At 45.7% G+C, this 12,811-nt stretch carries 11 protein-coding genes; 3 read left to right on the top strand and 8 right to left on the bottom strand.

All coding sequences use genetic code 11. The annotated features are described in order from the left end of the window. Positions 1-581: 581 nt before the first annotated feature. Entirely contained in the window at positions 582-1,595 is a 1,014-nt protein-coding gene (locus tag BZJ17_RS15055; RefSeq protein WP_198534187.1) for an NAD(P)H-quinone oxidoreductase, read from the bottom strand. Between the two features lie 163 nt (positions 1,596-1,758). Between BZJ17_RS15055 and BZJ17_RS15050 the strand changes: the two genes are divergently transcribed. Continuing rightward, complete coding sequence (locus tag BZJ17_RS15050) at positions 1,759-2,646, top strand: LysR family transcriptional regulator (protein WP_077641275.1); 888 nt, start codon at positions 1,759-1,761, stop codon at positions 2,644-2,646. A gap of 172 nt (positions 2,647-2,818) precedes the next feature. Then, positions 2,819-3,961, top strand: a complete 1,143-nt coding sequence (locus tag BZJ17_RS15045; protein ID WP_077641274.1) for a sensor domain-containing diguanylate cyclase — start codon at positions 2,819-2,821, stop codon at positions 3,959-3,961. On the opposite strand, the gene gvpU is transcribed toward BZJ17_RS15045, so the two are convergent. From gvpU to BZJ17_RS15020, 5 genes are all read right to left on the bottom strand, one after another. After that, a complete protein-coding gene (gene gvpU, locus BZJ17_RS15040; protein WP_077641273.1) occupies positions 3,944-4,378 on the bottom strand; it encodes a gas vesicle accessory protein GvpU in 435 nt (144 codons plus the stop codon). The two genes, BZJ17_RS15045 and gvpU, sit on opposite strands and share 18 nt — an antisense overlap. Positions 4,379-4,387: 9 nt before the next feature. After that, entirely contained in the window at positions 4,388-5,491 is a 1,104-nt protein-coding gene (locus tag BZJ17_RS15035) for a hypothetical protein (RefSeq protein ID WP_077641272.1), read from the bottom strand. Positions 5,492-5,577: 86 nt separating this feature from the next. Beyond that, positions 5,578-7,320: a PAS domain S-box protein gene (locus tag BZJ17_RS15030; RefSeq protein ID WP_108743833.1), complete on the bottom strand. Its 1,743-nt coding sequence runs from the start codon at positions 7,318-7,320 to the stop codon at positions 5,578-5,580. A gap of 24 nt (positions 7,321-7,344) precedes the next feature. After that, entirely contained in the window at positions 7,345-8,454 is a 1,110-nt protein-coding gene (locus BZJ17_RS15025) for a hypothetical protein (RefSeq protein ID WP_077641270.1), read from the bottom strand. Continuing rightward, the gene (locus BZJ17_RS15020; RefSeq protein WP_077641269.1) at positions 8,455-9,861 is read right to left on the bottom strand and encodes a diguanylate cyclase; all 1,407 of its coding nucleotides are present in this window, start codon (positions 9,859-9,861) and stop codon (positions 8,455-8,457) included. A 599-nt stretch (positions 9,862-10,460) separates the two neighbouring features. On the opposite strand from BZJ17_RS15020, the gene BZJ17_RS15010 reads away from it, so the two are divergent. Continuing rightward, positions 10,461-10,733 (top strand): helix-turn-helix transcriptional regulator, encoded by a 273-nt coding sequence (locus tag BZJ17_RS15010; RefSeq protein WP_077641267.1) that lies wholly within the window; start codon positions 10,461-10,463, stop codon positions 10,731-10,733. 220 nt (positions 10,734-10,953) lie between these two features. Here BZJ17_RS15010 and BZJ17_RS15005 read toward each other — a convergent pair whose 3' ends face one another. Further along, positions 10,954-11,550: a recombinase family protein gene (locus BZJ17_RS15005; protein ID WP_077641266.1), complete on the bottom strand. Its 597-nt coding sequence runs from the start codon at positions 11,548-11,550 to the stop codon at positions 10,954-10,956. Positions 11,551-11,687: 137 nt separating this feature from the next. Continuing rightward, positions 11,688-12,767 carry a replication initiation protein gene (locus tag BZJ17_RS15000; protein WP_077641265.1) on the bottom strand — a complete coding sequence of 360 codons (1,080 nt, stop codon included), beginning with the start codon at positions 12,765-12,767 and terminating at the stop codon, positions 11,688-11,690. Positions 12,768-12,811 lie beyond the last annotated feature (44 nt).

Raw genomic sequence — 12,811 nt, 5'->3', positions numbered from 1 at the left:
CAGCCTGGGCGGGCGGGGGATGTGGTGGCCACCGTGAAGGCCGCTTGCGTGACGAAGCGGTTATGCGGCTGCCGGCCCATGCCGGCGGCGGCATAAGAGTGCGAGGGTAGGTCGCGGAAAATTTAATATAACACCTGATAATGCGGAGTTGCCCAGCGCCCGACAGCTTGCTGGCGATAGGCGCGTCGCAATTACGCATTATTGCAGTGTTATGTTAAGGCAGGGAGATCGTGCCAGCTGTCGTTTAGCTGGCCGAACACCCTGACGCAATTTGGAGCGTCCACAAAAGGTGGGCAAGGCGAGCTGAACGGTCCGCGCGAGAGAATGTGACACCGTCACTCGATGGTTTCCGCACGGCAACGCTGTTCAGTTGCGGTGCGACGTTCATAGCCTTGCGAAGCAGGGCGCCCCAAGATTGGGGCAAGGGTTGAGAAGAGAAAGAGTGCCCGCGATGCGCGGCGGTGGCCATGACGCAGCCCAGCGTGGTGCGCTTGCGGACCGTTGTTAGCTGGGCGTTTTGCGTGATGGCCAACTCGCCGTAAAGCGCGGGCGCGGCTTTACAGTGACAACGTCCTATCTGTTTATTTATTTGTCAGCACAATTTTTCCCACGTGAAGACCTGAGTCAATTAATCGATGGGCGCTCTGTACCTCGTCAAGAGAAAACATTTTATAAATCTGAGGCTTAATCTGTCCTGATCGAATAAGTCCCCATACATTTTCCTTTAACTGTGTGATGATTTCTTTCTTCTCCGCAGCAGTCCGAGAGCGCAATGTAGAACCTATGTGAGTAAGCCTTTTGGATAGCATCGGGAATAGGTCAAGATTTTTTGCTTTACCACCAATAATGCCTATTTGGACGATTCGACCATTGGTCGCGGCTGCATGGTAATTTCTCTCAACATAATCTCCACCGATAATATCTAAAATAATATCAGCACCGTAACCCTCTGTTTCTTGATGAACAATATCAACAAAGTCCTCTTCTTTATAAAGTATGGCCACATCCGCTCCCAGTGCTAAACTGGCTTCTTGGTGCTCTCGAGAGCCGACAGTAGTTATTATCTTCTTTGCACCAAAGGCCTTTGCCAACATTGTTGCTGTTGTGCCTATTCCTGACGCCCCACCATGAATGAGGATAATGTCGTTCGCTTTAAACTGTCCCCTTTCAAACATATTCAGCCATACGGTCATAAACGTCTCAGGGAGTGCAGCTGCCTCTACAAGATTTAAGCCATCAGGTACTGTGAGTACATTATCTTCTTTGGCAACACTATATTCTGCGTATCCACCGCCTGTAAGCAGTGCGGCGACGCGATCACCGGCTTTAAATTGATGCACGTTTTTCCCTACCGCAACGACCGTACCTGATACTTCTAGGCCTGGAATGTCTGACGCGCCTTTCGGCGGATCATATAGCCCCTTTCTTTGCATGACATCTGGGCCATTCACACCTGCGGCATAGTTTTGGATAAGTACCTCGTCATCACCGACATCAGGTATCGGTCGGTGAGTCACGGATAAAACCTCGGGTCCTCCCGGTTTGGTTATCTCTACGGCCTTCATTGCATTGTGTGTTTTGTCTGACTGGAGCATCGCTAACCTTCCTAACTTACAGTGAAGGTAGGATTGTAAACAAAAAAATGAAGAGAAAATGCGGCGATTTCTCATGATAGCAATGCAAAAATTCATCATATATTGACGAATGTAAGTATGGTAAATGCTAGGATTCAGGCATCTTTACCGTGAGAGAATGATAATGAATTGGGATGACACAAAAGTGTTTCTGGCTTTATATCGCAAAGGCAGCTTACGAAGTGCAGGAAAAGCTTTGGGCGTTGATCAAGCAACCGTTGGTCGACGCATTAGTGCCGTTGAAGAGTCACTCGGGGCAAAGCTATTTCTAAGAACATCAAAAGGGTATGTCCTTACTCAAGCCGGCGATGTTTTTTTAAAAAACGCAGTCAAGATGGAACATATAGCATCCGATCTAGTCCGCTCGGTTGAAAGCATCGATGAACAATATGCAGGCGAGGTAAGAATATCAACCACTGATTCATTGGGTGTAGACTTCATTCTTCCTGCGCTGCGCACGGTAAAAGACCGCTATCCCAGTATAAAAATCACACTAGATACATCAACAGACATTGTGAATCTATCTCGTCGCGAAGCAGATATTGCCATTAGAACGGTAAAACCCAGCAACCCAGATTTGATTGTCAGAAAATTAGCCAGTTGGCCAATAGGTCTGTTTGCATCGAAAACGTATATCTCCCAGCATGGCGTTCCCAAAAAAGACGAAAGTTTTCACGATCATTCACTGGTTGTTTACTCACCACATTATCAGAGAGGAGAGACCATTCACGTTGGTGGCATAATATGTGAAAAATCGATTATTCAGCTGGGCGTGAACACAAGTTTTATGATGCGACAAGCGCTTGTTCAAGGCATGGGAATAGGTGAAGTCGCGATACCTCTAGCCGAGAAATCAAAGTTAGAAAGGGTGTGGCCTGACTGGACAGCGCCTGATGCTTATGACATTTGGCTAGTGACTCATCAAGACTTCAAACATACCGCGCGTTTAAGGGTTGTGATTGATAGCATCGCTGACTTCTTCGAGAGCATGTCTACCTTTAAGAACGCATAACTAAAGGCGGTTATAATACGTCACCGCACGGCAACGCAGTTGCGGTGCGACGTCCATAGCCGTGCGGAGCAGGGCGATTGCTGGGAATGATCACATTTTCTTCTTCGCCGACAGGAAAAGGTGTGTTTTTACATATACTCAACAAAGTGAATAACTGTGATATCTTGATGCCATGAACGCAACATTACTCGATACACTGATAACACCGGTCGTGATGTTGCATGACGATCTCACCTTGGCGTACGCGAATCCTGAAGCGATGGCTTTGTGTACTCAACCGTATGAAGCTGCCACGCCCTTTTTTGAGGTTTTCCCATTCTCGAAGCAAAACGCGGATTTAGCCGCGTTATTATTACGTCTCTCTCATGCTCTACTAGAAGCACAATGCTCGGATATTTTGGGGTGTTGTTTGGCGGGAAAAAAGGGACGCTATACCTTGAGAGTGACACGGCTGGCGCCATCGATGGGCTTAATGGTACAAATCGTGGTTCCTCAGCAAGCAGGCGCGCAACGGGTATCTTATTTTAATATCAGTCCGGTTGCGATGATGTGGACGGATAGCCACGATATTATTCAAGCAGTTAACCCCGCATTTGAAGCCATGTTTGGCTATACGCAAACCGACTTACTCGGTAGAACACCGGCATTTTTGCGTGATGGGCTTGATGAGCAAGATACCTTAGAAACCATGTGGAAAGCTGTCAGCGACGGAGGACATTGGGAGGGAGAAGTTCACCATCGTCGTCAAGATGGTGAAGTATTAACAACGCAGCTGTCACTTTCTGCGATTAGCCACGATCATTGCGCGACAACGTACCTCTCGTTTTTCACCGATATATCACACCATTTTGAGCAAATTAAGCAACTAAAAGCACGCGCCTACCAAGACTACTTAACCGAGCTTCCTAATCGCTTTGCGCTGGGTGATACCATCTATGAGTTAATACTCACTCAAAGCTATTTTTATCTTGTTTTTATCGACTTAGGTGATTTTAAACAGATTAACGATAACTATGGCCATCTTGTTGGCGATCGGTTACTGCATGCCGTTGGTCAGCGATTGCGCCAACTTGACCGCGCGTTTGTTTGTCGTTATGGCGGTGATGAATTTATCGTGTTGCTACCAATCTCCGTACAACCAAGTGACGTCGATGCGGCTTTTTCCTCGCCCTTTCTGATAGATGGGCAAGCCATCTCCGTTATTGCTCACAAAGGGGTGGCGCAATATCCACAAGATGGCCATACCAGCGAAGCGCTTATTCGTCATGCTGATCAGAATATGTATAAGATGAAGCCATCAGGGTTTAGATCCTAGCGCACCTAGCGAAAAGCCACTGATATCGCTTAGCCTGCCACGCCATAGAAATGTTCCATCGCCACACGGAATTTGCTGGTTATCGGGTCCGTAAAAGCGCGCATGTTCTAGGTGCAAAAAACTCGGGTCCATGTGTGCGTTAGCATCCGCTTGATGATAAATCTCACCATACACTCGGTACGTCTCTTCTAATCCTTTCGCAACGGCTTCATCTTGGGTGTCCTTTGAAAAATATTTTCCCATTAATGAAAAGTAGCGAGTACCGGATATCAAAGTTCCCGTGATTATCAAGCCAGAGACATGAACAGTGATGGCCATCGATATACCTTGATTGGCAATATTGACAAGGCTCAGTAAAAACCAATCTTTGTGTTGATAGCCATCATTGGCTGATGCTGATGAGTGACGAGGACGCATTGTTTTCTCCTAATCTAGCCTGTTCGCAGGAGTTGAAGGGGAACCATTCCAGTAAAGGCTTTCCTTTTTAAGGTATGCAATCTGTTCAATAATCTCACGCTTTAACGCTTGTTCAGACAACAAGCGATCGCTCACCTCATTAATATTGAGCACGGAGGAAAGAAAGGGGTAATGACAAAACGGAGAAAGGCCGAGGACTTTGAAAGAAGGGACCGCATAGGCTTGAGGTGCGTTATGCAGATCGATAAGCATGGACAGCGTATGATGATAGTGCCATCGATTGACGAATAAAAGTAAACACAGGAAGGCGTCTAAAAACGCATCCTCTTCCTTATCTTTTACAACAAGATGCATGTGGGTGACGGCGAACATTTTTATTGATAACAACACCTTATACTCATAACTTAACACCCTCACATCAAAGAGTGTGGCTGATTTTTGTAAAAACGCGCTTAGCTCAGCTTTACTGATATAGCTGGTGTGGTGATGCGCGATGGTTTCAGACAGCTTGTTATCTAATAAGGCAACGCGATGACGTCCAAATACGTCCCATTTGAGGGTGGACAATTCGCTCATTTTAGGGTGAAACGCATCTCCCTTACTCGCTTTGCGGCAGTAGAGAAAATAATAATGCTTTAACTTGTCAGGTGTGATCGTCAGTTTCACGAGATTGTTAGATTTGACGTAGAAAAACCAACGCTTGAAGTTAAAAATGACGTCTTGGGTAAGGAGATTGCGCTCAATGGCTTTGTGCAAAAGAGATTGAATAAAGACGGTGTTATTGCTCGGTGTCTTATCAAGACGCAGTGTCTTGCAGACTTCTCCCTCACTCTGAGATGCTTTAAACCAGCAGTCGGGCTCATGTAGACACTGGTTCTCTTGGTCGACAAATAAAAACTGCCACAAAGGCTGACCGGCGTTATCTGATTGACAACGCATAGAAGCACCGCTCACCCCACAAGATGGACAACAGATATCGTGGCGAATGAATGTAAGGAGCGTATCATCCATATCACCGACGTTTAGCCGGCGTTCAGGGTTAATCCCTAATAAAGACAGATAGTCTCGTGCCGACACTTCTTTTTTCAATTCAGTGCTATAGCCAATATCCATAGTCTGCTCACGGTGGGGCTTGTTCTTGAGTATGGTAAATTAGTCACAATAATGACAAATTCAATACACTTTTTGTACGGCAGACCTTAGCTTTCTATATCACTCAGCAGGCGAGCCAGTTCATCGATGCTTTTCACTGTGCTTTCTACTAATTCACTGATTTGTTTACTCGATTGGTGAGAGCTTTGTGCTAACTGCCTTACCTCATCCGCAACGACTGCAAAACCACGCCCAAGCTCCCCAGCACGAGCCGCTTCAATGGCGGCATTCAGTGCAAGCAGGTTGGTCCGCTCTGAGATGTTATTGATGGTATCAATAATTTTCATCACTTCTTTGCTCGACTCAGAGACGGAATGCATCGATTCTTGGGTTTTTTCTACCGTCTTTCTGCGATCGCTAATGTCTATCCCAAACATCACGTAGCTGACGATATTGCCTGCAAAGTCTTTAAGCACGCAGATACGAGAATCAATGACCAGCTCCTCACCTCGTCCATTAAACTCAATCAAACTCGATGAATACCCTTGTTGCGCGAGATCGTCATTGAGCTCTGTAACCAATTTGTTATGGATATGGCGACAGGCGTCGGTATAGTTCACACCAATATGAGTCAGCTTTTCTTCAAATAATGGGTTGATGGTATCAAGTCGTCCATCAGGTTGAATCTCCATGATCACCAGTGCCCCACCAATAGCATCAAGCTTGCGGGTAAAGTCGAGATAGGTTTGTTTTACTTGCGTGATATTCGCCTGCACCGAGATATAGTGCGTAATATGGTGGTTGTCGTCCCAAATAGGATTGATAGAAAGCGATATCCAGTAAGGCTGCCCGCCTTTCGTATAATTTAGGATCTCATCATAGAAGGGCTCTGAACGGGCAAGGTGATCACGAATATTTTGCACTGTTTCTGGATTAGTATCTTTTCCTTGGAGGACATGACCAGGCTTTTTCCCTTTCATCTCGTCCAAGCTATAGCCCGACATACGCTCGAAGCCACGATTTACGTAAACCACTTCTCCCTGTGGGTTAGTCACAACAACTGCATTATCGGTTTCATTGGCTACCATGGATAAGAGCCGCATCTCCTCACGCCGCTTGACCGCTTCGGTCACATCTTTCACAAACGCAGTGTATAAAGTGCGATCATCGAGTCGGATTTTAGACAAAGACAACTGTCCCCATAGAACGCTGCCGTCTTTATGTTCAATTTTTACTTCTCGACTGGTGCCAACAATCTTATCTTCACCTGTTTTTCGGTTGCGGTTTACATAGTCATCATGGTTCGCCTGAATAGCATGGGGGACAAGCATTTTAACATTCTGACCATGTACTTCTTCCTTGCTGTATCCCCATAATTGCTCTGCGGCTTGGTTATAAAACGTGATACAGTTATTTTCATCAATGCACACCACCGCATCAATCGCTTGTTCGAGGGTTTGCTGCATCATTTCACGGCCATCTCGCTCTTCGGTCACATCTCGAACGAATGCGGTATAGTGCGTTTTTCCTGAGACCTGAATTTTAGATAACGACAACTGCACCCAACACAATGAGCCGTCCTTACGCTTTAATTGCACTTCACGTGAGCTACCAACAATCCGGTCCTCTCCCCCATCCCGGTGGCGGTTTACAAACTTATCGTGATTCGCCTGCAACTCTGTGGGGATCAGCATGGCCACATTTTGACCCAACACCTCTTTGGCAGTGTATCCCCAGATAGTCTCCGCCGCTTTGTTAAAAAAGGTAACATTATTACGATGGTCAATCGTAACGACCGCGATAATGGCTTGCTCTAACGCTTGCAAATGTGATGTTGAACGACCAAACATACGTATCCCCTCTACCCATAATTGTCAGCGACAGTTATCACGTTGGTGATGACTCCAGTGTTGGTACTCCTGTTGGATCTGCTTTTTTTCTTCCTGCTTACGTACCGTAATGGCATTATCAGTCAGTAAGTGATGGCGAACATCGTTAATATTGAGAAGTGCTTTGACCTTTAAATAATGCGAAAACGGCGTGAAACCCATCCTATTTTCTGTATCACGACAGTCTGTAGAAGGCGACTGCACAATATCGATATACATGAACAACGCAGACTTAAAGCACCAGTCGTTGACAAACAAAAGAAGGCTTAAATACGCATCAAGTAGCTTGCACTCTTGAGCCATAAATACGTGAGAGGTATTAGCAAGCACTAAAGATTTAAGTTGCGAAAAGGTATAAAAGGCATCGTTTAAGACACGAACATCAAACAGCGTGGTGTGCGACAGTAACGAACGTAGATCATCATGACGAACAAATAACGTATCGTGCGTTTTAATTTTTTTATACAGTGATGTGTCTTCACGAGCGATACGGTCAATAACGAATTTATCGATGTCTAAATTGGGCAATTCCAACATTTTGGGGTGAAAATACATACCGTCATCATGTCGGCGGCTATACACCAAAAAGTAGTGATAGAGCATCGCAGGATCGAGCTCAACGTCAACAAGGTGGTTAACTTTAAGATCAGTATGCCAACGGCGAAAATGGGTTAGCGCGTGGTGAGGAATAAAGCCATGTGATAACGCTTTAGCAAGCTGCGCCACCACGAATTGACCAGCCGCTGTCCGATACTGAGAAAAATCGACCGCACTCGCCGATGGATCGGCATAGGTCGCACTATCAGCTAATTCACAGTGACGATCATGCGCATCATCACCTTGTTCGGTGACAAAACGAAAATATATTTGCCGTTGTAAGTTAGCATCTAAATGGTTCGACGCGACTAAACGTGCACCGTGAGCGCCACACTCAGGACAAATAATATCCTCAAAGACAGTATCTCGGGTTTCACAATTTACCTTATCTAAAGGCATGTTATGGCTTATGGTATTTTCTCCAAGTAGCGTTAAGTAGTGCACTGGGCTTACTTCTTTGCCGTACTTGAGGCTAAATCCAGATGGTGACATACGCATTCATGTTCCCGTTGGTAGAGTGTGGACAACCCGATCGCGTCCAGAGATTTTGGCGTGATACATACACTTATCGGCCCGCGCAATAAGTACATTTCTATCATCACCGGCTTCAAAACTCGCCAAGCCCACACTGACCGTCAGTGATAGCTGCGGTGCTTCTTCAAAAATCACCTTTTTCAGCTCGTACGCTAAACGCTCCACAATGGCATTAGCATCATCGGTATTGCTATCTGGGAATATGAGTAGGAATTCCTCACCGCCCCAACGACCACAGGCATCTTCCCGGCGACAGACGGTATGAAAGATATCTGCAAACCGCTTTAAGGCTTTATCGCCTACCTCATGGCCATAGGTATCATTGATGTTCTTAAATAAATCAAAATCGACAACGGCGACAGTTAACAGTGAAGAATGTTTAAGTCTTACTTTTTCAAGATGATCATCCAGACAATGCTCAATCGCACGCCGGTTAGCAAGCCCGGTTAACGCGTCAGTATTGGCAAGGATATTGACTTTCTCTCGCGCAATCTCGATTTCTTGAATGTAGTTATTGATCGCTATCTCATGTCCTATCCAAGCAGAGAAAAGCCTTACGATGTCATAATCTTGCTTGATAAATTTCCGACAAGGGCTGGGGCTAGAAAAACTGATCGTGCCATAGCGCTCACCATCCACAAAAATGGGCACACCAATAAACGATTCTAGACCAAACTTTTTGAAGCATGCGTGATTGGCAATCTCGCTTGATGACACATGGTTAAAACCCGTCGCATCATTGGCCTCGTAAACATGCGCGCAATAGGTCTCAGAGAGATTAAAAGCCATGTCTTTCTTGAGCTTGCTATCTGGATGGAAGGCTTGCTTAACAACAAAGACATCGTTATCAATTTTACTCAGAATAGAAATAGGTAAGCCGAACAGCTCAGAGCCGAGCTGGAGGATTTTATCGACACGCTCTTGAAAGGATAATTCACGATTAGATGTAATAAGGTGAAGCTTATTTAGCGCACGTTCGGCTTTCAGACGCGTGGTCTCATCGGTAACCATGCCAACAAAATAGCGTGGTTTATCATCGTCATCGGTGATCACCCCACCACTGACCCGCCCATCAAAGACTCTGCCATCCTTGGTGCGATAGCGAATGGCAAACACTTCACCTTCTTGACCTGGATTAGAGTTAAACAACGCAGTACCTAAGCGTAGATAGTCATCGTAATCCGCATATAACACACTTGTCTTGTGGGTAATAAGCTCTTGGCGCGTGTACTCAAATAGATGCTCTGCTTTTTTGTTTGCGTACACAATCTGTCTATCAGAAGCAGCGATGATCACCGCTTGATCAAGGTGTTCAAACGCTTTACGTAAAACAGAAATATCGTCAAAACCACTTATGCTATTGTTTTTCATATAAATAAATCAATATCATTTAGGTTAGAGTTTGCTTATGCTGATAACATTTAAGCATTTACTTATGTAGATCAGGTATAAGACAGTTTATGCACGTTTTCCAATTTAAGACTGACAAAAAAGCAGGCGTATTACAGACATGAAGAACAGAAAAGGAGAGAAAGCCTAGAAAGAGGACCAGATTAAGATGATGAATATATTAAATTAATTATGAAAAATCATAGAAATGAACAGTTTTCATTGCATCGATGTTATAGAGTTGGGCATTAGTCCATTCTTACTAATTTCGTTTATAGAGAATATTAAGCTTTTGAGAAAACATAAATTTTACATCTTGTTACACTTCAACAATAAACAGCCAAAAAATAGACGCCTATTCACTTGGACAGTAATAACTGATAGAGATATTTATCAACAAGTTAACCAATCAAAGAGGGTTAGCGTCTTACCGAAAGACCTAGATAGCCTGACGAACTAAAGCGTAAAACAGCAACTCACGAACGATATTTTTATAAAAAGTCTCTCGATATAACCGATAAATCAATACCAATACATAAGGTAATGATAAATAAAAAATTCATAGAGAAAGTGAGACACGTATGGACGATTACACAGACGATTTGAACGTATTTGCAAATAGGCTGCAATATGCACGGAAGCGTCAGCTACTCTCACAGGTTGCAGCAGCTAAATCGCTCGGTATTGCAAGGATGACCTATGTTGATTGGGAAAAGGGAAAGCGATCTCCAACTCTCGAGACAGTAGTCAAAATCAGTGAATGCTTAAACGTTGATAAACATTGGCTCGCATTTGGGGAGTTCGGCGCCAACGCATCGAGCAAACGACAGCAGCTTGAAGAAGTGTATGAATAATTACTCTGGCACAGGCTGATATAAACGCGCCATTAACTATTGATTAGAAAAAGGCATATGGAAAAGATGAAAGGGAAAACGCGCCCGTTTGTAATCAACAGAGGAGGCGCGTTTAGTCACTTATCGCGTGACCAGATCGGCACGAATGATTAACGCTCACGTGCGAAGATAAGATTATCACCTTTTAGGTGAGCAATGTTTCGAGCGATTTCGCACTCTTCTAAATCCCCCGCCGTTTCACATAGTCGGCCAGCGTACTTGGTGGCGTATCAATCAGCCGCGCCGTCTCACGCAAGCTAAGCCCCATGGTACGATATTTCTCAATTTGATCCCGTTTGGCATCGAGCTTTAGCTTTGCAGCCGGTCCTTTCGGTCGCCCTAAACGAATGCCTTTTTCTTTGCGTGCTGCCAGCGCTTCGCGGGTGCGCATGCGGATAAATTCGCGCTCAATCTCACCAGCTAGCCCCAATACCGTCGCAACGATACGCGCTTGCATCGAGCCGTCGAGCTGCATGTTTTGTTTAGCGATATGCACGTTTAACTGATGCGCCATGCAATGTTCTAAAATCTCGAGCACTTGCAGCGTGGAGCGTGCCATTCGCGAGATCTCTGCAAACACAATCGTATCCCCTGCCTCCATGCCACTAAGCAGTTGGCCAAGTCGCCGTTCGTGCCATTTTTTTGCGCCGGAGGCGGTATCTTCCACAAACTGTAAGTTGGCCAATCCGGCTCGATTGGCGTAATCCAAAATGCCGTGTTTTTGGTTGGCCGTGTCTTGGCTGTCGCTCGAGACGCGAAGATAAGCGTAATTGGGCATGGGCGCACCTCCTTCACGTTATAGTGCGAAGTGCGCGAGGGGCTTGCTATTTAAGCGATTGATAATGCGACGAGAATCACGACTTACGTCAGTGATGCAACTTACATAACATGAATAACTTACGTAAGTTGCTTAACTTATTCTTTGTCGTTTTCTGTGGCAAGCATTTCGCTACGAATGGTGTTTAGACGGGAGATAAACGTCGCATCAATCGGCTTATCTTCGGGCATTTTGGTGATCCCAAGCTCAACCGAACGCAGCGCAAAATCGTGCTTGTCTGTCAGCTCGCCACCATACGGCCAGCTCATCACAATCTGCCACGCTTCGCGTACGAGCGTCAGCATAGGGTCATCGGGCGCCGGTTCGGCAGCGAGTTTTTCCCGTGCTTGTTTTTCTGCCATTTGATCGTGCGTTTTCCAACGATACAAGAACTGCACCGCGATCATTTTTCGCCCCTGCATGATTGGCGCAAAACCGACATTGCCGGTTTTGCTGTCGGTGTGGAACTCGAGCTCTTTAATCACTTCCGGACACTGCATCATTTCTTTGATCGGTTTACGAATGCAGCGGTCGATAAATACTTTGTTGCTGCGATAGCTCGGCTTGATCAGATTGCCCTTTTCATCCAGCAGTCCAAATAAGCCGTGTAGCGCTTCGATCGACTGCGGATGCAACACGCCAGTCTCACGAAAGCGCGATAACAGCGTGAAGAGGCGTTTTGAGTGCTCTGATTTGAGCTTTCTAAATGCGTGGTGATTGATCTGCGCATGGCCAGCAGAATAATCGACATACGCGTGCAACAGCTCGGAGTTGGGCACGATGGTCAGTTGCCCCTTTTGGTAACGCACACGCGCGAACAGCGGGATAAAATCGAACTCTTGCTCACTGTCATTCTGAATACCGACTTTGCGGCTCGATAAACGCTCGGCAACCGGGCGCAGAGTCGGATAGAGCTGTTTGGCATCTAACCCAAACCAATCTTTAAGCACGTCTGATGAGAATACATAGCGCGGCGCGTGAATGTCGCGGCGCTCAAGATAGTCATTCCAGTGATCGCGATGGAGCTTAGCCAAGAACAGCGCCATCATGTCGTGCTCGCGCGCGGTTAATCCGAGTTGGCTAAAAACAAGTTCATGACTTTTCTTGAAAAACTGTTTGGGTAGGTCGCTTGCGGTTTCTGTTGAAACTTGAAAGCGGCGATCTGTATCGTCTGTCATTAAAAGATTCCGTGCCAATGGTCACATTTTTTTAGTGTGAGCGC

This window comes from Salinivibrio sp. IB574 (genome assembly GCF_001996205.1).
GTDB lineage: Bacteria > Pseudomonadota > Gammaproteobacteria > Enterobacterales > Vibrionaceae > Salinivibrio > Salinivibrio proteolyticus.
The sequence above is the reverse complement of the archived record's forward strand: the minus strand, read 5'-3'. Positions and strand labels throughout refer to the sequence as shown.